Source organism: Litorivivens sp., from assembly GCF_041625495.1.
In the GTDB taxonomy this organism is placed as follows: Bacteria; Pseudomonadota; Gammaproteobacteria; order Pseudomonadales; family Spongiibacteraceae; genus Litorivivens.
The window spans coordinates 1-24,246 of the sequence record NZ_JBFJTH010000005.1 but is presented as its reverse complement, the minus strand read 5'-3'; the positions used below and the strand labels follow the sequence as shown (position 1 = coordinate 24,246).

Annotated in this window: 9 protein-coding genes and 1 pseudogene; 5 read left to right on the top strand and 5 right to left on the bottom strand. The window is 54.7% G+C overall.

Annotation, left to right across the window (positions count from 1 at the left end):
- Window positions 1–115: 115 nt before the first annotated feature.
- Together ABYP39_RS01145 and ABYP39_RS01140 are read left to right on the top strand one after the other, a co-directional pair.
- On the top strand, window positions 116–637 hold the full coding sequence (locus tag ABYP39_RS01145) for a hypothetical protein (protein ID WP_372749557.1): 522 nt from the start codon (window positions 116–118) through the stop codon (window positions 635–637).
- A complete protein-coding gene (locus tag ABYP39_RS01140) occupies window positions 576–2,963 on the top strand; it encodes a TcfC E-set like domain-containing protein (RefSeq protein ID WP_372780812.1) in 2,388 nt (795 codons plus the stop codon). Before ABYP39_RS01145 ends, ABYP39_RS01140 begins: the two co-directional genes overlap by 62 nt.
- A gap of 99 nt (window positions 2,964–3,062) precedes the next feature.
- Here ABYP39_RS01140 and ABYP39_RS01135 read toward each other — a convergent pair whose 3' ends face one another.
- Entirely contained in the window at window positions 3,063–17,420 is a 14,358-nt protein-coding gene (locus ABYP39_RS01135) for a neutral/alkaline non-lysosomal ceramidase N-terminal domain-containing protein (protein ID WP_372780811.1), read from the bottom strand.
- Window positions 17,421–17,774: 354 nt separating this feature from the next.
- On the bottom strand, window positions 17,775–18,194 hold the full coding sequence (locus ABYP39_RS01130) for a PaaI family thioesterase (protein ID WP_372750374.1): 420 nt from the start codon (window positions 18,192–18,194) through the stop codon (window positions 17,775–17,777).
- A 161-nt stretch (window positions 18,195–18,355) separates the two neighbouring features.
- Between ABYP39_RS01130 and ABYP39_RS01125 the strand changes: the two genes are divergently transcribed.
- Window positions 18,356–19,216, top strand: a complete 861-nt coding sequence (locus ABYP39_RS01125) for an LLM class F420-dependent oxidoreductase (RefSeq protein ID WP_372780810.1) — start codon at window positions 18,356–18,358, stop codon at window positions 19,214–19,216.
- A gap of 16 nt (window positions 19,217–19,232) precedes the next feature.
- On the opposite strand, the gene ABYP39_RS01120 is transcribed toward ABYP39_RS01125, so the two are convergent.
- From ABYP39_RS01120 to ABYP39_RS01110, 3 genes are all read right to left on the bottom strand, one after another.
- Entirely contained in the window at window positions 19,233–19,874 is a 642-nt protein-coding gene (locus tag ABYP39_RS01120; RefSeq protein WP_372780809.1) for a TetR/AcrR family transcriptional regulator, read from the bottom strand.
- A 58-nt stretch (window positions 19,875–19,932) separates the two neighbouring features.
- Complete coding sequence (locus tag ABYP39_RS01115) at window positions 19,933–20,385, bottom strand: response regulator (protein ID WP_372780808.1); 453 nt, start codon at window positions 20,383–20,385, stop codon at window positions 19,933–19,935.
- Between the two features lie 118 nt (window positions 20,386–20,503).
- On the bottom strand, window positions 20,504–21,034 hold the full coding sequence (locus ABYP39_RS01110; RefSeq protein WP_372780807.1) for a hypothetical protein: 531 nt from the start codon (window positions 21,032–21,034) through the stop codon (window positions 20,504–20,506).
- Between the two features lie 328 nt (window positions 21,035–21,362).
- Between ABYP39_RS01110 and ABYP39_RS01105 the strand changes: the two genes are divergently transcribed.
- Complete coding sequence (locus ABYP39_RS01105; protein WP_372780806.1) at window positions 21,363–23,849, top strand: TonB-dependent receptor; 2,487 nt, start codon at window positions 21,363–21,365, stop codon at window positions 23,847–23,849.
- Between the two features lie 80 nt (window positions 23,850–23,929).
- Window positions 23,930–24,246 (top strand): annotated as a pseudogene (locus ABYP39_RS01100) (hypothetical protein); the annotation flags it as partial.

Genomic DNA, 24,246 nt, shown 5'->3' with positions numbered 1-24,246 from the left:
GTATCCGCGCCTGCCCCCATCGCTTTGAACGCCTTTATTTGAGTCGCCCAGCGCTTGACTTGCCGGTGCTGCGTTGGTTTTATGGATATAACCCTAGACGCAAGGTAAGTGGTAAATGGTGGTCCGAAGGCTGATCAGCCTATGGTTCGTGATGTTGGTGGTGTTGAGTGTTCCGAATGGCTTGGCCCAGACGAATTCTGCCACAGCAACAACGACTGTCAGTATTAGTATCCCCGCACAGGTGCTCGTGACGCAGATTGAGCCGTTTGTGTTGGGAAACTGGTCCGGTGCCGGCCCAATGTCCGGGGAGCAGGCTGTTTGTGTTTGGTCTAGTACAGGTGGCTATAACATTACTGCAACTACCACTGAAGGCGGCAGTCGATTCAGCATGCTGGGTGCGAATAACCGCATGCTGGATTACAGCGTGCACTGGAATAGTGGCGCGGGTTATCAAGAGCTTGTCAGTGGTCAATCGCTGGCGGGGCAGTCCACGTCCTCCCGTTCAGCCGATTGCAGTAATGGTACCGAAGCTTCCGAGCGCCCCTTCCTCAAGGTCCTGGTGGCTGAGGCAGATCTTGACGCCGCGAAAGCAGGGGCCTATAGCGACGTTTTGGAAATTCTTATCGCTGTCGAATAAGTCGCGCAGCCTGCTTTCTATAATCCTTCCCATTTTCTCAGCGTTACCGCCCTGTGTTTCCGCCCAAGAAGTTGTCTACCTCGACGTATTCTACGGTGAGCAGTTTGTGGAGTCGGTATTAGCTGAGTATGACGAACAGCAGATAACGTTGTTTGATGCCGAGTTGCTTGAGCAGAAGTTACCGGAGACTCTCGATAGAGCCTATATCAGGGAGTACTTGTCACGCCCGATTCGCTATCTGTCACCAAACGCCTGCAATGCAGGAAATATCAGCCGCTGCTTTGAGCAGAGTGCGGAAAAGATTATTTTTACCTTTGATAGCGAGCTGTTTGCGGTGCAGGTTTTTATTGCCCCCTCTCTGTTACCGGTCCATGACGTTGAATTGGATGACTATCTGCCGGGTTACTCCGGTACTCCATCGTATTTGTCCCGTGTCAGCGCTCTGTATTCCTACATCGATCAGAGTCAGGGGCATCTCTCTTCATACAATCTTTTTATGGATCAGGTGTTTAGTAGCGGCGACAAACGTTTAGTTGCACAGCTCGGAAAAACCGATTCCGAGAGCTATTATGCCCGTAGTGTTTATTTTTCAAGTGATCGAAAAAGAGAACGATTTTTGTTTGGTCGCTACGAACTGCCGGGTAATAGTTTAACGCCGGGCCGCCTGATATATGGTGCCGGGCTACAGACAACCAATGATCTCAGGCTTGATCTTGAGCAGGTAGGGGCGACGCAGCTCGAATACTTTATGCCGCAGCGCTCGCGCGTCGAAATCTATCGTGACGGAAGGCTGCTCAGTGTCAAATATTATCCCACTGGAAATAATAGCCTTGATGTGTCTGATTTGCCTGTGGGCGCCTACGACATCCATGTGAAAATATTCGTAGACGATGTGGTCGTTCAGGAAGACACTCGCTTCTTCTCAAAATCGTCAACTCTGCCTCCGGTTGGCGAATCTGTGTTCCGGATGGATGCGGGGCTCATTACTGACGTCAATCAATTCGCCAGTGTCGAGGGTTCCGAATTTCTGCGCTGGGGCTATGGGTTTCGATTGAATGATGCCAATTACCTAGAAGCTGAATACCTCTCCAATCACTATTGGCGCTCGTTCCAGATGTCGCACCGCTGGTTGCGCAAAAATATGGTCGGTGATGTTTCGCTCTTGCAGGCCGACGATGGTTATAGAGCGTTTGCATTGAATTCGTCTTATCGAACTCTTTATGGCTCCTATGGCCTCACCTGGACGCAAGGTGATCCGGGAGCAAGCAGCGAGTTGCCCGAATTTCGACGATTTAATATCAGGGCGAGAGAATATGGGGTGCGGTATGGCTACCATTTTCAATCCCTGTCGTTACAAGCCAATGTCAGAAAGCTTGAATCAGACCTCGATGACACAATTTACAGTAGTCTTTCAGCCTATATATCCAAGCGAATAGGGCGAGATTCCGCGCTCTCCGTGTCGTCGTCGCTTGCCTATGATGAAAGAAGCAAGTTAAGTGCAAGTGTTTCCGTTACCCTCACATTTTCCGGCAACTCTGGTGCCTATTGGGCGCGCGCCGGTTGGCGTGATCGCGAGGACGACGAGTTTCAACATGCTGTAGGGCTGTCAGGTCGGCGGGATTCATTCAAGACCATGGACTCACTTCGCTACGCTGCACAATTAGAGCAGCGGGGTGAACGAAAAAACCTGGGTGCTGATATTGATCTTTCGCACGAGCGCTTTAGGCATGTGTCGTCGCTGAATGTCAGCTCTGGTGAAAATACGACTACAGCCTATTCCGGTATTTTCAATACAGCTTTTAACGTATCTAAAGCTGGGGTCAGAATGTTTGATGGAGCGGATTTGGGCTCTGGTATCTTGGTCTCGCTGCCATCTGAGCATCAGTCACCTGTCGTTATTACTGTCGATGGAGCGCGCCATATCGTAACGACGTCAGGCGGTGTTCAGTTTATCCCACTGCAACCGTACCGGGTGTATAACGTTAGTGTTTCTTCCAGGTCAGGTGCGGCGCTTGAATACGATTCCACGGAAAAACAGGTTGTTTTGTATCCAGGGCATGTTCCGGTCCTGGAGTGGGTCGGTATTCGGGTGCTGCCTGTGTTTGGGCAGGTTAGCTTTGAGGGTAAAGCCGAAGATACGCGGGTGATCGTGAAAACCAGTCGGGGTTCTGATGTTGCTGAAAATAATGGGTTTTTTGCTGTAGATCTGGCCACAGACTCCCCTCTAATTGAATTCAGCGTAGATGGTAGAGCCTGTGATATTGCGGTGGACATACAAGATGCTCAGCCGGTTATTGATCTGGGGTTAGTCCGGTGTTCTCTGTAGTAGCTGAAACCCATTCTACTTTGAAAAATGCTTGAGCCAGAGAGCGCGGTTAGTGCGCTCTCTGGCAGGGCTTCTCCTCAATATTGTGCGATACGCCGACTAATTAGTCGGTGCGATCAGTGGCGTGGCAACTGGGATGAGCCTTGATCGCACAGTATTTGCGTAGGGCTCAGCAACATTGTGCGGCGTATCTGTTGGCACCATAAACTGCCATTGCTGACCATCAATCTCTGTGACTGGCGCAGGGGAAAAAGCGTTGTCACTATCGTGAGTAAAGAAGTAGTGAATGCCGTGTGCGCCAAAAGCCCCTTGGCGTTGGTCACAGCGCAACTGCTCATAGGGCGTACCGTCGTTAGCCTGTTCGTAGCCGCTGATTACCCGTGAGTCGGTAGAGGTTTCACCGGGCCACGGCCGGGCCACCGGATCATCGCCGGTGCCGTCATCGAGGCAGGCGTCATCTCTGTAGTAGGGCACGATCAAGGGGTTGGCCAAAGCTTGAGCGTTTTTCAACTCAAAGATATACACCAGTGAGCCGCTGTCGCCCTTGCCTGAAACCTGTTCCCAGTTTTCAAAACCGAGCGCCAAGTTAAAGGTGGGATCAGGCGCATCAAAGAAGGCCGGCGAGCCAAACAGGCTGTCAATCTGGCCGAACTCGTCGTTGATACCGTCAATCGGTACGCCCTGCGGGCGCAACACCGTGAAGTAGCGACCTTCCTCTACGTTTTCACCCGGAACTGGCACCATGGCACTGCGGTTGTAGTCCCAGGAGGTGTACAGACCGTCGGGCGGAATGGGGTGTACCCGCACGCGGTAGCGATACGTAATCGCATCGCGATAGAAGGTTTCCGTTTTGGTTACATTGGTGCCGGAATCGGCGCCCCACACTTCGCGGATGGCACGTACCGGTCCGGCACGCTCGCCAAGAATCGTGGAGTTGGCTTCCCAATTCACCTGTTCGTCTTCAAAGCCGACCAGTGAAACCACCGAGTCGGGGCTTTGCTGGAATGCGCGGCCTTTCCATCGGTCGATCAGATCGGGACGCGATTGCCAGTAGCTTTCATCCGGATCACTGGCCGAAGGCTGCTTGATACGGATATCGCGCACCATCCAGCGGCCAGTGGCTTCCCAGCGGTAGGTATCGGAACTGACCACCACACCGTCTCTCGGAAAGCGGTCTGTTGAAGGGCAGACATAAACGTTTCCGTTGAACTGGCATTGCCCTGCGTCGCCGTGATATTTGTCGAGGCTGGATACGCAGATGGTGCCAGTGCGGTTGGGGCCGTACCCTCGGTTACTGCTGCCAAGTTTTTTCGGGTCGTTATCGCTAAAGATATGGCGGTCGATCCACTCATCGGCATTGGCTGCGCGCTGGTAGTTCACATAGCCATTGGCGCTGCTAAAGGAAGAGCCGCCGTCTTTTTGTACCAGATAGACAACGCGCTGTGGGTCAGCCGGATCAGTGGCAGTCGCTTGCAGGGGGTCAGCCAGCGAAATCATCTGTACAGCTTTCCAGTCAGCCGGAAAGCTGGGAGACGGGCTTATTTCGCCAGCGTCAGATGCCATAAAGACAATTTCGTCATCCTCGTCAATACCGGCAATCGGATCCGGAGTTGCGGATGGGTATTGTGCATCACAGCCATCGCCTCCAGCGTTCCAGGTCTCGCGATCCCACACGTAGCTGAGCTCGGGGTCTGTCCCCGAATAAAAGGAAAAGTCCGATTCGGCGTTGGCCAGGAAGTAGGGCATGCGTTCATCTACTTGCACCGGGATCTCGACATAGCCAAAGCTATTGGCGGAGGGATGGTCGGCGTCGTAGCGGTAAGCGGCAATTTCATTTACTGGCATCCCGGTGGGAACAAAGTCTTCGGTGCCCGGGGCGGGGTAAAGCAATATGCCATTATGGGCGTCACGTTTGTTCAGCTCTGCCGGTTCGGTAATGAATTCGCCATCGGCGCCCACTCCACTGGGGTAGGGTTCGGCTACGCCCTGCGCGGCGGGTACTGACCAGCCTGGCAACTGGGCACCGGTCAATACCACCGGTTCCGCATCGCGGGCGGCCGACAAAGCTTGTTGGCCTGCGCTGGCGGGGTCGGTATGCAAGCCAAGCGCATTACCCACCTCTGATTGGAAGCGGGTGGCGTCGCCGGTACTGGCGGCGGCCAGTATGGCAGCGAGACTGTCCTCCTCGCCCGTAAACCAGTTGCTTATTCCGCTGGAAAACTGGGCCAGAGCTTGATTCAGTGCATCGCCAGCGCCTTCAAAATCACCGGAAAGGAAGCTTTGAATGACGCCGGAGAGGCTGGCGAAGAAATCTGCCAGCACGCCTAGTATGCCGCTACCGCGATCGATGTCAGAACCGCTTCCAGCAAGTGTTGAGGTATTGCCATACACATCGACTGCGTCGGCAGTAATACCATTACCCAGATCGGTGATGCTGGCGGAATAAGTAGCTACGTTGTTGTCGATAACCGGAGAGTCGGCCATAACTGCGTCGACACCGTTGCTGAATACCACGAAGCCTTGGCGCACCGGCGCTTCCTGGCGGGGATCAACGGCGGGGTCTATCAGTCGGTAATTGTCTGGTTGAGCCGGATAGGACAGCGTTACGCTATATATACCGTTGTCTTCAACAGGTTCGCTGACGATTAGATTGTCGGCATTGCTTATCGTAAACGCTTCGGATTCCAGTGTGTAGTTTTCATCGCCGGTGTCGATGTGTGTGCCTACAATACGGAACCGGTAGTTGCCGGCGGGCCAGTCGAGCGGGGCTTCAAAAGTCACGGTCCACAAATGACTGCCCAGACTCAAGCGGTAGTCGAGATGGGTTTCGTATTGAGTGTCGATGATTTCGCTGTTGCGTCGTCGTACTGGCGCCCAGTTATTGGGTGACGTTTCCACTTCGAGAGTAACCGTTGGCAGTTCAGCCAGTGGATCGTTACCTTCCCAGGTGAAGTAGGTCGTGCCAAAGCGCTGGATATCGTTTGGCTGCAACGTCGCTAGAGGGTTAGCTATGTTGGGTGTCGGCTGGGCATCGGGCACTTTATTGTAGTAGTCGCTATACAGCGCAAAGTTGGCGGCAAACTCATCTTTGGGGGGCACCTGATCAAACAGTAGGGCCGTGGCGAGTTCAATGCTTGCGCGCTGAATGCGACCGCCTTGTTTCCAGCCCCAGAAGGTGGTGGTGCCTTCGGTGTCACCGAGTTTCCAGGATTCCTCGGAGTCCGGCAGGATGTAGCCAATGTGATCCTGTGAGTAACCCCAGATAAAGACATTTTCAGCTGGTACCCCCAGTGCCATCAGATCGTCTTGCAGACGCAATCCCTGCTCCACCAGCGGTTCGCCAGGCTGGGCCAGAAAGTAGGCGTCACCAATTTTAAAGGCCGTGACGCGGGTGTCCTGGGGCACGAAAGCGCCATTTTCAGCCACGCCATTGTCGGCAAGGTCAATGGTGTCGGGCGGCGGTGCAGGCAGGCAGTAGGGTATCTGTTCGCCACTGCTGGGGCCGACAAAAGGTACGCCCGCATCGCTATTGCACTGGGCGGCACCCCATTCATAGGGGTACTCATAGTTCTCATAGCCGAGTGCTTCGCGCGAGAGAATGATGCGCTGCGACACGGCGCGAATATCTGGCGTCAATGCCAGTTCGCTGATGCTGTCGTAGATTGATAGGACCTGCGGCGCCATCAACTTGCCGTAGCGTTCAATGCCCTGCAATTTGGGTTTGGCGACATTGCGTGGGCTAACATCACCCCCTGCGCTTTGGATCAACATGGCGACAACCGGCGTATCGAATTGTTGTTCAACTTCGCGCTCAACCGCGGCCAGCACATCACCTGAGAAATAGAGATTCTCTACGTCGAAGGCGATACCGTGGGCCGCAAAATTGACCACGACTGCGAGAGGTTCGTTATCTGCGCTGTCGACCCGGATCACACCAATGCGTTTGCGTAGGCTATTCTGCTCGGCAATACGCTCGGCGGAGTAGGGTGAACGCGAACGGCGAAAGCCATTCAGACCCTGAGTGTCGGAACCTGTCGCATGCCCCACTTTGGCGGGTTGCATATTGCTCAGAGCATCGACCACAGGTTGGGCAAGCTGGCTGACAATACGGTTGAACAGGGCGGGCTGATAGTAGTCCATGGCCAGCCAGAAATAGCGGGCAGAGTGGTTGGCAATTGCGCCGGGGCCGTCGTGGGTATGGGTGGCAGACATCACCAGCCCTTCTTTCAGATTGCATCCCTGCGGCAGGTTGTCGCCAAGTTCAGTGGTAGCCACCTCGGCCACTTTCTGCACCACTTCATCAAGCATGCCGATAAAGTCGGTTTTAACCATTACCACACAATCGCTGCCGTCGTAGAGGGCGACGGCCTTGGTAATCAGTGAATCGTAGTAACCGCGAGACGGAGGGGAATAGGTCGCATAGGGTGAGTGGGCGGCGCGGGCTTCATCGGGTACGGTTGGAAGTGGATGCCCGTCGTGATCTTGGGCCGGTAAGAAATCAGCAAACTCCGAGACAAAGAACTCAAAGGGTGCTGAGGGGTCGCCGCCGGGGAAATTTTCGAATTCATCCGCAATAGGGAAGAAGTCGCCAAACACTGGCGGTCGAGCATAGCCGCCCAGAGGAGTGCCCACCGGTACGGCGATGGCTTTCTTAGCGACACCGGCGAGTAATTGTCCGGGAGGATTATAGGGGCCAGCGTCTGGCTCAGCCGGGTGACCTGTATTCAGGCCCGCCGCCGCACCGGCCTGCACGGCAGCGATTTGGGTAACATCACCGACGAATGCGCCAGTCGATCCCTGCAGGGCCGCGATGGCACCTTCCAGATTGTTATTGCTCAGTTCGGCAATGACCTGTTGCAGACCCTCACCATAGAGATTTAGCGCATCGGCAAATCCGGGGTTGGCTGTCGGTGGCGCCTGTTCGCCAAACCAGATTGGCGCAGAGACCAGCAGGTGATTCCGATTGCCACCACAGTTGTTTTCAGTGGCCGGGCAGGCAACCACAAAATACCAGTCCTGACCGCGCGCTGGATGATTAACGCCTAGCTGAGTTGTGAAATGACCCAAGCCGTCAGCGGCACCCAGCGAAATTGGGTCGTCCTGACCACCTCGCGTATTGCTAACCAAAGCCAGTTGCGCGCCGACGGGCAAGTTATCTGCCTGAATATTCAGGAAATGCTGAACTTGGGGAGAGGGTATTGTCGGGATGATAGAGCCCAGCGGTTGCCCGCTATTCATAGACTGGCCATTGGCCCAGTAGAGCAGTGAGGGTGTTTGTGCTGGTGTACCGGGAGTGCCGCCGACCACGCGACTGCTTACGGCAACAGTTCGACGGTTCTGGAGGGCGACGTAATAATCCTGCGGCTTACGGCCCCGAGTAAAAATCAAGGTTTTGCCGTCGGAAGTGTTGGCCCATTCGCGCTGGTGCTCATCTTCCGCATCAACCGGGCCGATATGCCAGCCCTTGGTCAGAGCTTTTACGTAAAACTCAATATCGTCGCCACCGCGAACTTCCATCGCTACCACGTTGTCATCGACATCGGGAACGTAGCTCAGGTCGTTCCAGTTGGCGCTGCCGCCAGTATTTAAAATATCGTGACCGCTATCAAACGGAGTCAGTGAGGGGTTGCCACCGGGATGGTTAAAGGCGACCAAGGCATCGGAACCACCGCCTTCTACCGCCGGAGTGCGCAGCCAGTCCCACATGAAATCCATGCTGGCGTAGCTGCCGTCATTTTTGGCGTTGATGATATTGGTCGAACCATACACGTTCATATGGTTGTAGAAGTCGTTGGTCCACTCGAAACCACGCAGGGCGGTAAATCCAATGTACTCACCATTGGCATCGCGTTCGGTTGCGGCGCTTGCCTGTTCGAGTGTCGCTTGCCATTTAAAGTACTGATCGTTTTCTTCAGCGTTGGCACAGGACAGGAAGGTAGCGATGGTATCAGCGCTGGGTGGTGCAAAGGCTTGGGCGCAAACTGCCGCTGTGGTAATCGATAGCTTTTCATTATCCGAGTGCTCGGATGACCACATAAAGTCGAGGATAACCCCACTGTCACCGTTGCCATCATCGGTGGTGTTGTGGCCAATACGTCCGGCTTTAAAGTAGTCAGCAGGGCGCATGGCCGGATCGCCGTCGGAATAGCCGCTGTGCTCGTGCACGGCGCCCACGCGTTGTACTAATGGGCCGTCACTCTCGCCGCCGTTATAATCGGGATCGGCAAATGCAAAGGCTTGGCAGAACTCGGACTGCCATTGGTAGTCGCACAGGGAGCGAACCACATGGGCTGCGTTGCCGGTCGCCAGACACTGCGGATTGAGGCCACTGGAAAGGTTGCTGCAGGTACTGTTGGAATCTGTTATGCGGCGTAGAGCCGAACTGGCGGGCTGACTGAAGTCAGGCTGCCCTTGCGCATCCACGGCGTAAACAGGCAATTCAATCGTGCCTTGCAGGTTCACTGCCTGAATGGATGGATCACGCGAGAAAGAGGCGAGAAACTGTGGGTGATAGCCGTACACCAGCAGAGCCAGCTCGTCACCTTGATTCAGCCGTTCGGCAATGCCGACCATCTCTACGGCTGGGTGCTCACCCAGGCCGCGCACTGGCATGATCTGGTCGTCGATGAGTCGCCACTCATCGGTGCCAGCGCGTTTTACGCCAAGGCCTACATAGCTAATGCTGTCGCAACCCGCACGAATCGTTGGTACGCGGCCAACACCACAGGCTTCATCGTTAGCCACCTGAGGACTGGTGACTGTAAGCGAGGCCAGTGGAATACCGGCGAGGATGGCGCCATTAGCGTCCTCGACTGACACCAGCGGCAAAACCGAAAAGGACTTCCCCGCGTTGTAGAGTTGCTGGGCCAGCGCACCATTGGGGATGCTACTGAGGGCCAGGTTATCCATCACAAAAGCGTTGTTGCCAATGCCGGTTTGACCAAAGCGTGTGGCGAGCAGTTGGTCGTCAGGTATAAGCACTGCATCGTTGTCACTCAAAGACAGACACAGCGCGCCTTCCGTACCGTTGAGTGAAGCACCGGGATCGATGCCTTTCAGTTTCTCATTCAGCCAGTCGAGTGTTGCAGTGCTGCGATTAATGTCACCGCAGTTGCCAGTACCGGAGCCTTCCTGAAAGGCAAGGGGGCCAGGACCGGGCGCATAGCCCTGAAGGTTATGGCCCGACTGGTGGGTCAGCAGGCGCACATCACCGCCGCGTTCCTTCATGCACTGGTAGTTCCACCAGGCGTCGTTGAAATTAAACAGAGTGTCGCGCAAACCCTGGGTCAGCAGCACATCGACAGTGGGCTGACCACTGCGGGTGTTGCTGCCGGGGCTTTCCTGAAAGTCCTGCAGGTTGTTGTTAATCGGGCTTTCGTTGGCAGAATAGGGGCGTACAGGCTCGTCGTTGAGACCACACCAGTAACTGGGGCTGTGGTAGCGGAACCAGTCCAGTGCGCTGCGCGGAAACTCATTGGTGCTTGCACCGCGCAAGAGTGTTTCCTTGATATAGGGATCGAGGCCTCGCGCCAGCGGCGATTGGCCCGCAGAGAGTCCGGGGCCGTAGCTGCCAGCTTCGCCGCCGGCGACCAGTAGCAAATCCCAGGCAGTTTTCAGTACATCACCGGGGTTGAGGCTGTAGCGCAGATCGTGCCAGGTAATATCCGGCACCATCGCATCGATACGCTCTTTCTCATCGACCGCGTGGAGCAGCATTTGATAGCCGCCGCCATAGCTGCTGCCAATGGTGCCGACCACGAGATTATCGGCTTTGGCCACGCTTTGCGGGTTGGCTGGACGGTTGATAAAGGTGCCGGTGCTTTCATCGCGCCAAGCGAGATAGTCGAGATTTTGCTCCGCCCAATCCAGTATCTGTATTAGATCCTTGCCTTCAAAATCCGGATCCATTACTCGCACGGTGCCGCCGCTTTGACCAAAGCCGCGCTGGTCGATGCTGATAACGGCAAAACCTGCGTCGCGCAGATCACTAAAACCGCCGGTGCTGCGCGAGCCGCCAAAGCCGTGTCCGTGGAGCACAAGCGGGTGGGCGCCGTTGGCGGTTTTGCCACAATCAATGGCGTTGGGTTCTAGCACCTGAAAGCTGATGGGGTGACCGCTGTCAGAGCTGAGTACGACCTGGTAGCTATCGCCGCCTTCAAGTTTGGTGCCCTGGTCACAGGATGCATTGACGAGTTGCTCAGCCGCACAGCCGTCGCCGTTCACATCGCTGCCATCGGGGGTGGCGGGGCACTGATCATTGACATCGGCAACGCCGTCGTTGTCGCTGTCATCCGGGGGATCACAGGCGTCGCCTTGGCCGTCATTATCGGTATCGGTCTGATCGTTAGGGATGGTCGGGCAGTTGTCGACGTCATCATTGTAGCTATCGCCGTCATCGTCCGGGTCGGCGTTGTCCCCAATGCCGTTGCCATCAAGGTCGCTCGACTCAGTTGGGTCACCGGGGAAAGCATCGTCGCGGTCCGGAACCCCGTCGCCGTCACTGTCGGGTAATGCCGGCAAGGCGTCACACAGTCCGTCGTCGCTTATGCCATTCACATCCAGCACTGTACTGACTGTATACAGGAAGTGAGACTTCTGACATTTGGCAGAAGGTTCGCGACGTGGACACTCGTGCGGATCGTCGCCCGCATTTCGGGGTGAAACATTGCCGATGGGTGCGGGCAGCGTAATATCGCCAGCGCAGCGTCCATCGGGCGTGGCATCCCAAGGTGCATCATAGATCGCGAGCGCTGAACCGCTGTAACGCCGATTAATGTACTGCGCACCGCCGGCAACGGTCAGGTCGTCCAGCAATGCGTATTCCTGCTCATCAGGGTGACGATCGGGCGAGCTGAGATCCTGCCGGTCAACCGCCGCGTGCAGCGTGCGCGCCATAACGTCGGCGCTCCACATCGTAACCTGGTGGTCGGAGAAGCCTACCTGTAGCAGCAGCTCATTGTCCGGCGTATTCGGGTAGGGCGTATTACTTGAACTGCCGGTGGCCATATGGTGGGCATAGCCATTGTTTTCAGCGCGCTCCCAGATCATCTCCATCAGGGAGAACACTAAAGACCGATCGAGGTCGTCGTGGTAGGCGGCGTTCAGCGGGATCGAGTACAAATCAAAATCAACACTGCGACGCAGAAGGGTTGAGTAGTTCATACCCGGTACGCCGAGCACGCCGCGATTCACATCACGCGATACGGCAACCACCGGGCCACCCATGATGCCACCCTGGCTGTTGCCGTCGTAGTAAACCTCACGCGTGTCAAACAGAGGCTCGCCATTAGCATTCTGGAATGCAGGTAGAGCGGCAAAACCTTCCGGGTGTTTCATGGCGCGGGCAAGGAACATCATATTCAACATGCCTTGCTGAGAACCATCGGCCAGCAGTGGCAGGTTGGATACGTCCAACAGAATGGTCACGATGTTTGGCAGATCGCCTTCGGAGAAACCGAACCAGTCGACAGCACAGAACATCATATTGTGCGCGTCGGCCATATCCGCAACGTGTCCGGAATTCACTTCGCCCCGGCTGCCCAGCAGACCGTGCCCGTAGAGAGACGGTCTGGCAGGCGACTGCAGAGCAGAATTCGGGATGTTACAGATGTATTTGCGCGTCATGGTGGCTTGATCGCTTGCGCGATCTGGCAGCCCATCCCCGAATTGCGACGGCGAAGCGTTAGCATCCGTCGGGTCATAGAAAAAACGATTAGGTGGCAGGCTGACCGCACGACCAAATTCCGGCGCATCGGGGTCGAAAGCCAGACACATTTCGCTCAGCGGTGCGAAGGCGCGACACTGACTGCGAATTGCAGCAAGTGCTTCCGGGTAGTTATCCCGCAGCTGATTAAACAAGGCATTAAAGTCACCGCCCTCCAGTGGGGAAGGATCACTCGGTAGCACGTAGCTGGGAACGGTAATCGTGCCTTCCACGCGGCGAGCGATACGGCTGTTTGGATTTTCTTGGGTAAGGTCCACGGTTACCGTGGGCGCCCTGCCCATTTGGTAACCGTCTTCGCCAGGAAGGATGTCGATGGTTTCACCCAGCGAAGCAAACGCATCGTCGCGCAGGTGAAGCAGTCGTCCGGCGAGGCTACGCTGGCTGGCGACGGTAAAATCCCAAGCGAGGTAGAGCTCCTCACGCTTAATGTCCTGAGGCAGGAAGTCGAAGACCTTGTCGTTCAGTTGCTCACAGCGCTCTTGAATCTGAGGTAGCTGAGAATTCAGGCCATCGCGACAGACACGGAAAGCCGGCCCAGCGTCGATGGTGTCGCCGTTGTTATCTTTCAGGTTGCGCAGTGCAACAATATAGCGAGTCCCTTCCTCAAAATTTTGTGCCGGACGAATAATCAATGCGGGTCGTTTGGACCCCATCGTTGGTGGCGAGGGTATCGAGGGTTGCGCGGGAATAAATATGCCTGCGTTAAGATCGATTTCAGCCCAGACCGGGTGGCGTTCGCCGGTCTCAGTGTTAATGACCACCACAGGTGCATTATCGAGACGGTAGTCAGCTAGACGGGTAATGGGCACCGCGCCCTCAATCGGCCCCAAGGGTTTACCGTTTTGGTCGTTGACTGTGGCCAGGTCTGGTACGTAGGTCAGTATCAATTGCCCCGGCGAGAAGCCGTCATTGCGGTTCCATTCGGTCGGGTCAATGGGTTTGCCGGCAATATTTCGCGGCATGGCCAGCGGGCTGAAGTTTACCCGGCGATCGGTACCACCATTGCTGGCTGACTGCGGACTGCCTGGGTTGGCTGCAACCGTAAACTGGTCACTGGGAAAGGGGAGCAGGCAGTGTGCTGGATCGAGGACATCACAGCCCTGAACCGATGCACGTGCTGATTCAATGAGGAGCGGAGCGTCATTAACAGGTAATCCGGCGCTGATTAACCCTGAGTAAAGTTGATTTACGGCATCTTGTAATGCCGGGCCAATGGCGGGTATCTCGTTTACACAGTAGCCAGTTTCAGGGGCGCAGACTAAAAACTCGTCACTTGGATCAGATGGATCACTGCCGCCAGAGCTGGCGAGTGCGTCACTGGCAGAAGAGCCGGGTTCAGGTTGCCCACTATCGTCAGTGGTATAAAGCGGCAATTCAACGACACCTTCCACGCTCACCGCAGGAATGCTTAGATCCCGTGAAACTGATGCAGCAAACTGGGGGTGTTCTGCGTAGAACAACAGGGCGAGTTCGTCTCCTGCTTTGATACGTTCAGCAACACCGACCAGGTCGACGTCATGAGTACCCAGACCGCGCAGGGGGGTGAGTTGATCGTCAACGAGGCCATAATTGGGCATGCCGCTGCGCTTCAGGCCCAGGCCGACAAAGGTAATGCTGTCGCAGCCTTCGCGGGTGCCTTGCGGATTGCGGCCATTTTCGCAGAAGTTTTCGTTGATCGTGCTGACACTGCTCACGACCACACTGATATGAGGAATACCTGCGAGAATTAGGTCTGACGTGGCTGTACCCAAGGGCGCATGGATCGGCAAGTTACCGCTGCCGTGGGCAGCGCCTACAGGGCCGTTGGGTATCGGTGTGATGGGGCTAACCGCGCGTTCCGTAAAGTTATCCCGCACGTGGGCAAAGGCTGGGTTGGATTGTGGTGCCAGTACCTGATCTGCAGGCAGTGTCACTGAATCGTCGGCGCTGCCAAGTGCAAAACACACACCGGCTTCAGCGCCCTCGTTTTGCGCGCCGCGCAGGTTGTGTTCAAACCACGCAAAGGTGTCATAGCCGCAACGGCCTTCACCCGAGGACGTTTTGTCGGGTGATTGCACAACAGGCAGTACATGCCCCAATGCTTGGCCATGGTGGGTCTGGATACTGACATCTGCGCCAGCCGCGGTGAGACACTGCTGATTCCACCAGACTTCGTTGAAGTCGAACAGTGTGTCGATCATGCCATGAGTCAGCAGAACCTTCATGCCTTCGAAGTAACGAGTCGGGTTAGGCGCTTCAACCAGGAATGAACCGATACCCGGACGACCATCTTCCCGCCGGTTCGGTACGTTGTAGCTGCCGTTCGGGTCGAGCATGGGAATCTGGTCGTCTTCCTGAGAATAATCCGGGTAGGGCATGGCCGGTAGGCCATTGGCGGCACACCAGTAGCCCAGTCCGCGATAGTGGAACCAGTCCAGAGAGCGGCGCGGCCACTCGTTGGTAGACAGTGCCCGAGCGACGGTTTCCTTCGTGAAGGGGTCCTGACTGAACTGGGTGGGCATGAAGTTACCGGGGTTGTCTTGCAGTGCCTGCAAGCCGGCGGCGTTGCCTTGCGCTTCACCGGCGCCGGACAGTACAAGCCCCCAGGCGCTTTTTACAACGTCGCCCGGATTTAGGGAGTTTCGCAAATCGTGCCAGGTGATATCCGGTACGATGGCGTCGAGACGTTTCTTTTTGTCAGTAGCCAACAGTGCGAGCTGGAAGCCGCCGCCATAACTGGAGCCTTGCGCGCCGACAACAAGGTTGACGCCATTGACAACGCTCGTGGCATTGAGGGGGCGGCTAATGAACTCTCCAGTAGACTCGTCGCGCCAGGCGAGGAAATCCAGGTTTTTCTCTGCCCAGTCGAGAATCTGATTCAGGTAGCGGCCTTCAAAGTCTGGATCCATGCCACGCACGGTGCCGGTGGACTTGCCAAACCCGCGAGGATCCCAGGAAATGACGGTATAGCCAGCACGGCGATACTCTTCAAAGCCGTCGACCGCACGGGGAAGGCTGTAGCCCGGACCATGCATCATCAGAGGATGGGCACCTAGATGAGTGTTGGCGCACTCGATGCTGTCGGGTTCAAGAATCTGGAATGTTACGGTTTCGTCGTCAAAGGTTTTTAATGCAACCTCAATACTTCTTCCGCCTTCTAGATTGGCGTCAAGTTCACACGAAGCGAACTCGATTTGCGAAACACTACATCCTGTTGAATTAGCTGCTTCATTTGCCGGCGTATTGGCGCATTGATCACCTTTGTCGCCAACACCGTCGCCGTCGCTGTCTTTTGATTCGTTTTTATCTAGGGGGAAGGCGTCGTCCTCGTCTCTGACACCGTCGTTGTCGTCATCATCGTCTTTATTGTTGCCAAGGCCGTCACCGTCGGTGTCGGTATCTTCCGATGGGTCTGTGGGGAAGGCATCATCGTCATCTTTGGTGCCATCGTTATCATCATCGTCATCAGCATTGTTGCCAATACCATCGCCGTCGCTATCGACTGACTCTTCAGAATCTAACGGGAACGCGTCGTCTTCATCGCGAACGCCGTCATTGTCGTCATCGTCATCGGCATTGTTGCCAATGCCATCGCCGTCGGTGTCAGTGTCTTCATCTTTATTCAGCGGAAACGCATCGTCTTCATCACGAACGCCGTCATTGTCGTCATCGTCGTCGGCATTGTTACCGATGCCGTCACCGTCGGTATCTGTATCTTCATTGGGGTCATTTGGGAAGGCATCATCATCATCGTTGGTGCCATCGTTGTCGTCATCGCTATCGCAGGTGTCGCCCAAATCATCGCGGTCAAAGTCAGCTTGATCTGCATTGCTGTCTATAGGGCAATTATCATCACCATCGCGAATGCCATCCGCATCCGTGTCTGGGTTGGTCGGATCGCTGCCTTGTTCGGTTTCGCTGTCGTCGGTCAGGCCATCGTTATCGTCGTCTTTATCGCAAGCGTCACCGCGCGGGTCGCTGTCCGAGTTCTTTTGATCCGGGTTTGCGACTGAAGGGCAGTTGTCGAATCGGTTCTCAATTCCGTCACCATCGGTGTCGGCGCTGCGTTCGGCTTCATTTGCACAGCCGTCTGCCTGCACCGGCGGGGTGCTGTTGGGGCAATTGTCGTTGGCGTCGGAAACGCCGTCCTCATCACTGTCCACGCCCTTATCGTAGTCAAACTGGCCGTCGGCAATGTCTTTGCGGCTTTCTTCCAGGTGTTTTTTGGCCACTGCTGGAGAAACAACGGTTCGTTCTGCGCCACCGTTGGCGGTTTTAACGAAGGTTTCCAGTGCAGAGCCATCAAAATTTTCAAAATCGACGTTGCCGCTGAATTGCGTTGCGGTGTCCTGCGCGCGCAGGGAAATCTGGATGCCGTTATCGGGGTTGCCATCTTTGTCCAGGGTTAGAAAAAAGCGCGTTATATTGATCGCTACGTCTGGGTTTTCACTAAAGGAGTCTGGGGTGACAAAGAGTGTGTCGGCAGATGTGTTAACGTCACCAAAAGTTATACCGCCCAGCGTGAAGTTGAGAGTCTCACCGGGAACAAAGGTAAACGAACCATCTGCCCGGGTTTTGAAAGCACCCGTACCATTGCGCTTGTAGGCGACCCCCTGAACGGGGCCGTCGATAAATTGCCCATTCTGGCTGTTGGGAGCACCTCCGCCCCCGCCACCAGAGCTACTGCCACCACCCCCACAGGCGGTAAGAAAGAAAACGATTGCAGGCACGCTCATGCGATTAAGGATCGGCATAGGAAATCAACCTCAGGCTGCTATTTGGTTGTGGGCAATGCGCAAGGGTGTGCGCTTATCTTGTAAACTCTGATAAATTTTTATGAATTTATATATCAGAACGTTGCAGAGTTGACAGTGATCATATAATACACAGCCTAGTATCCGGTGCAATTGACATTGGAGGCCAAATTAAAAGAACTCATTACAGTGCAATAAACTACAATTCTTATATATAACAATGAGATAGGTAGTTTTAGTGGTTGGGTTTAGCAAGAGAAGGGCCGCAGGGTCAGGGGCGGGTCTAACACTTCGAGTATGGTGGGCTGATAAACACTCAGACCAAGCAGTGTTTATCAGCCGAAGCGCCGGCAGTTAGGGTGTCTTCATTTTCAACGTGGCGGTAGCGCTCAATACTACCCGCTCGCCGACTGTGAGTGTGGCGCGAACAAAGGCCAATTTTCGGGTTCGGTGAATGAGTTCGCCGTGGCCGGTTAGCAGTTCACCGGCCTTGGCTGAGGCAATAAACTGATTGTCACAGGTTACCGTAACGCAGCCCTGTTCGGTGTTTTCGATGCCTGCCAAGCACAGGGTGTAGTCGGCAAAGGCCATTAATACGCCGCCGTGCACAATGCCGAACATATTGCAGTGTTTCTCCTGCAACCGCAGGGCGGTCTCGGAACGCGGCGCCATGGATTTACAGAAGAAGGGGCCGACATTGTCTTCAGCTGGGTCGCCTGCCCAGTGTTGGTAGTCTTCTGGTACCTGGTAATCAGAGGCTTTCAGTTCGTTCATCTCAACGCTCATGTCAGAATTTTTTGTATTGTGCAGCCTATTTGTCGCTATGCCTACGCCAAATGGCTGATCCCCCATGTGGTGGATATTCTTTGACTAAGTCAACTCGCTACAGTCAGCGTTCGTCGTTCAACTTTTAACGTTTAACGGAAGGGGTGAAAATGGATTTTTGGCAAGTTATCAGCTGGTGTGAGACCGAACAGATTCCCGCCATTGCAATGCATGCAGAGCAGCTCGGGTTTAAAGGGTTAATTCTGGCAGAGCACATTTACTATCCAGCGAAAACGCGGTCGCGCTACTACTATTCGGCTGACGGGGTTTCGCCGCAAACCCCGGATATGGAGTTCCCGGACCCCCTGATCAGCTTTGCTGCCGCTGCGGCTGTAACGCGCACATTGGAATTCATGACGGGTATCTACGTGGTGCCGCTCAGGCATCCCGTGGAGCTTGCCAAGAATATCGCGACGCTGTCCAGGCTTAGCGATAACCGGTTTTCCTTGGGCCTGGGGTCTGGCTGGTTAAAAGAGGAGTTTGATCAGTTTGGCGTCGATTTTAGCCGCCGCGGACGACGCACCGATGCTATGCTCGAGGTGATGCGCCAACTCTGGCGTGGGGCAGAAGTAAGTTATGCCGATGAGTTTTTCACTCTGGATCGCGTGAAAATTCGCCCTTACCCGTCGCAATCAGTGCCATTGGTTGGCGGTGGTCATTCGCCGGCCGCGCTGCGTCGGGCGGTCGAACTTTGCGATGGTTGGTATGGACCAGGCAATACACTGGAAGATCTTGAAACGCTTGTACCTAACCTGCTTGCCATGAGAAAAGCCTCGCCGCGCCGTGAGGAGCCTTTTCAGATTGTGGCGCCGTTGCTTGAACCGCTCACCCCAGAGGCCGTGGCCAGGCTCAGCGCTATGGGGGTAAGTGGCACTGTGAATTATCCGTTCCTGTTCGGCATTGGGCCTGAGGCCACACTGGATGATAAAAAACGTTACATGGATAGCTTTGCCCGGAAACTGCTAACTTGAACCGTAGGTGACGCTGCTATCGACGAAAAGGCAGAATGTTCTCAGCCTGCGGCTTGATTAACAGATTAGACATCAGCAGTTTCAGCCGATTTGCAAACAGCACCCGGTCGCCACTGTATGAATCTGTTAATTGCGGCAGGGCGTTGTTGGGGGTGGTTAGATAAAAGCTGGTCATGCCCGCCAATAAAGACATGCACTCCACAAATGGCACTGTGTTGAAAACACCCTCGTTAACGCCGCGTTCAATCAACTGTTGCCAGCGCTCCAGTGTCAGTGTGGATGCTAATTGGGGGTCGTCACTCGCTCGGCCGGACACCGCGGCGTGGAGCGACAGATAAATAAAATCCGGATTGCTGAAGGCGTACTCCACCCAGGCATCGGTGGCCAAGTTAAGCAATTCGGTTGGGCTGGTGTCTGCTTGATCAAAGTAAGGCGCCAGCTTCGCGTCCTGCTCATCGATGGTGTACTTCCAAACGGCTTTGTACAGCGTCGCCTTGTCTTTGAAATGGTGAAACAGAGACGGTCGGCGAATGCCTACGTCGTTGGCAATATCGTCGAGTCGGGTGCCTGCGTAGCCATTGCGCGCAAAATGCTTTAACGCGATTGCCAATATCCGGCTGCGGGTATCCATTTTTTGTAAGGGTTGTTCTGTGCTCATGGCGCCATTATTAATGGCCTTGTGGCGGAACACCAGAGGTTGCGTTCAACCGGAGGAATTAGGACGAGGTGTGGCGACGAGTGGTGCTGTTGATGATATGTTCGATTTCGGTAATGGCTGAACGGAATTCCTTCAGCGACTCCGGCTTTTGAATAAATGCCGCCGCACCCAGGCGGTCTGCTTCCTGGCGATCGCTATCGGTACTGAAGGCCGACATCACGACGCAGGGAATCTGTGTGAGGTGCGGGGCCTGTTTGATCTCCTGCAATGCCTGCATACCATAGATTTTTGGCATATACAGATCGATGAAAATGATATCGGGAAGCTTGCCCTGTAAAATATCAGTGTTACCCGGGCGTAGCTTTAGGACACGTAGTAAGGCTTCTCCGTCGCCAACAGTGCGCACGTCACAGCGGCTGTCGAACTCGGACAAGGCTCGGGCGATAATAAATGCGTCTCCCTGACTGTCGTCTGCCACCAGGACGTTCAGCCGTTGACCGCTGTTTCCCACCTGCCTTCTCCACGCTCCTCTGTGTTAACGCGCTTTATACCAAGTTCGGCGCCTTAGGCATTTACGTGGATGTACCTAAACTGTGGAATATTACCAGTATCGCCGAGACTGACGCCTGTCAGGCCTGCTTGGCCAGCCAGAATTCCAAGGCAGAATCGTCGTGATCGAGCGCGTGCTGGTCCAGCCACTGGGTATAGCGAACTTGGTTAAAGTCGTGGATTTTTACTTTCTCACCGCTGTCGTCGACAAAATGCGTAGAAACCCAGGCGCTGATACCGCAGGCAATGCGGGCCGACGGCAGAATTGCCCAATCATTTGGGCTGTACATCGCCATATGACGATCCGATAAAAACCGAGGTCGGGTAGCTTCGCCGTAAAGCTTGATATCCGCGTCAATATTGACGGTAACTTCGTGCTCGTAGTGTCTCATGCGCTGATACCACTCCAGCGCTGGCCCAGTAAGCCGCCGGCTTTCCAGTGCATGCTGCATTTCGTGTTCAGATATATTCGCGCTCAAAGCAAAGGTATTGGTGGGCACAAGATATCGTTTCAGTGCCAAGCGAAGGTGGCGGCCGGCGGCAAGCGGCACAATGCCATTGTCGGCCTGAGCGAAAAGGCGGGCGGCGGGGAGGACAGTATCTTGAATCATGCAGCTAATAACTCGTGCTTAAGGTCGCAGGTTGCGATGGAATTTGGGGCTCTGGAATCTTTGACTCGTTGGGAGAGAACAAATAATGCGCAAAACTTGGTTGAATTTTAACCTATTGTAGGTACTTTCCGCTATGGCATTTTGAGTTCTTTTGATGTTCTTTTGGGTCAATGATTTTTATTATTTCAATAAAAACAATAAGATGCATATACCTGTATGGTTTTGCTAAAAGGGAAAGACTGGTGTCGCCCAGCAAAACCGGGATAATGTGTTCACCAAAAACAAATTCGTCAGGCTTCTTATGTTTTATCGCTATGTTTCTGTTTTCGTGGCAGTTGTCGCCGCACTTGTTCCGGGCGTTGTGAGTTCACCAGCCGTCGCCGCCGAGGGGCGTGGGGTGCTGGAAGAGGTGGTGGTCACGGCCCGACGCCGGGCCGAAAACCTGCAGGACACGCCCATTGCGGTATCCGCAGTGGGAGCCGATACGTTGGATCGACTTGGAATCAGTGACATAGAAGACGTGGAAACCTTGGCGCCGAGCCTGCAATTCTCCCAGACTAACTACAAAGCGCCCGCCATTTTTATTCGCGGTATCGGTCAGCGCAGTGGCAACCCGGTGCTGGATCCCGGGGTGGGCATGTACTTGAACGGTGTATACGTCCCGCGCTCTGATGCCCAACTGCTGGATGCGGTGGATGTGGAAAACATTCAGGTACTGCGCGGCCCTCAGGGCACCCTGTTTGGTAAAAACAATATTGGTGGCGCCATTCTGGTGGATTCAAAAAAACCCCACTCAGATGAGTTTGAACTGGCCGCCAAGGTGACGCTGGGAACCCACGGACGCAAAGATGCCAAACTGAGTTCCAACTTGCCTGTCACTGACGATCTGGCGCTACGATTGGCCATCAATAGCAAGCGCAGCGATGGCTCGATAGAGAATGTGAATGCGGGTAACGGGCTGTTCGATCAGGATCGGATGGCGGTCTCCGGGCGAATGCTTTGGTACGCAACAGAGTCACTCGAGGTCGATCTATTTGGTTTCCTTAGCCGCATCGACGAGCGCGGCTCTCCCTACAACTGTCAATTCCAGAATAGCGGCGCCATTCTTACCAAAGGCATTTACCGCGACCCCAATGGCAGCAATTTTAAACAGGCCTGCGATCGCAGTTCAGCCCTAGCTGACAATTTTGAGGTATCTCAAAACGACGAAGATGCGCGCTACGCTATTGATAATCATATGATGGCGCTTACGCTGCGTTGGCCGATGTGGGGTATGGATGTGGAAAGCATCAGCAGCTACGCCTTGCAGGACAATATAGCGATCAGCGGTGACTCTGACGGTACCGCCCTTCATATTGTTGCGGTGGGGCCCGATGCCGGTAATCAAGTATTCGCCGGGGCCGGACTCAGTGCCCCCGATCAAGAGCGAACCCAGTTCACTCAGGAATTGAAATTTAATGGCAGTGCCTGGAATGAGACGCTCAACTACACCTTCGGCGCGTTCTTTGCCCGTGAAACTCTCGACAACGCGTTCGATGGAACCGATGTGGGGGATAATGGCCTGGTAGCGGTAGGACCAGATGCGGCGGTGGATCTGGGAATTGCGCTACCAAATAATGCGGTGCTGCCTGTTCAGGCCAATGCGGCTCAAAATGCCGATTACGAAAACGAAACCAGCGCGGTTTTTGCGCAGGCAAGTTGGGATATGGCGCAGTGGCTGCAGCTGACGCTGGGCGTGCGTTACACCGAAGAAAAGCGCAGCAGTGTTCACACCCAAATCACACCGGATTATCAGGAATACGCCAACCGCCTCAATGCACAAATAGGCAGTAACCCATTTATTGTGCAACCAGTTGTACATTATCAAGATGGGATCTATTCGCCAGTATCGTTGCAGCAGTATTTTGCTTATCAGGCGCCACAAGTGCCGCTCGACTTTGCCGACCCGCTGGTGGGCGACACCCGCTTTTCCGAAGTCACGCCAAACCTGACACTAACTTATCTGGCTACCGACGACACCCTAGAGGCTCTGCGCCTAGATAACTTTATTGTGTACGCCACGGTGTCAAAGGGCTTCAAATCCGGTGGCTTGGATATTCGTAATACCCAGACGAGCGCTAACATCCAACAGTTTGAGCCCGAGCTGGTCACCAGCAAGGAGCTGGGTTTTAAGCTCGATGCGCTGGATAGCCGAGTGCGCTTCAACGTGGCTGTTTTTCAAATGGACTATACCGACCTGCAGGTAGCGCTATACGAGCGCGGTGCTACCGCGACGGAAGTCATACAGTTTACAGGTAACGCCGGTGAAGCGGTGGTTGACGGTTTTGAACTGGAACTGACGGCTTTGATCGGGGATTTCACTATTAACGCCAACGCCGGTTATACCGACGGTGACTTAATTGAATACAGCTTGGGAACGAATACTGCTGACGGTTTTGCGATCGTAGATCGCAGCGGCGAAGCGTTTCCGCAGGTGCCGCAAAATGTGCGTGGTCTGGTGTTGCGCTACGATTGGTATTCAGACTTCGGTGTTATCTCACCGCAACTGCAATACTACTATTCCGATGAAATTTTTATCGGTACGGATTACCTCAGCGGTGACTACGACAGTTCGGTGATCAGCCAGTACGAGCTGTATAACGCGCGCCTGGCGTGGGAGGTGAATGATCAGCTCTCGGTTACGGCTTTTGTCGATAATCTGAAAAATGAGCCTTACTTTGTCGGCGGTATCGCAGTCACGAGCGTTATCGGGGTAGCCAATCGCGTGCCCGGTACGCCGCGCCAGGCGGGCCTGGAGTTTAGCTATAGGTTTTAAGTCGGCCGATCTGGTTTGCAACGCACGTGATTGCATCCACGCAATACTCGGATACTCAGCAAGGAAAGAGTAAAACCCACATGAGAATTATCAAGATTGTTCTGGTAGGCGTGATTTTACTGGCGGCCGTGCTGATCGTGCGTACGCTCGGTTTTGCGCCGCCGGCGAGCGACGATATCGCGCCGATTGCGTTAGGCGAATGGAACGAGCAGGAACTTGCTCAAGGGCTTGCCACCGCGTTGACCTATCCAAGTATCTCTACGGGGGATATCGCTGAATTTGATTACGAACCTTTCTTTGACCTTCAGCGTTATCTAAAACAACGTTTCCCCAAAACCTTTGCCGAGATTCCTTACGAGGTGTTTGAGAAGGCGACCCTGCTGTTTCGCTGGCAAGG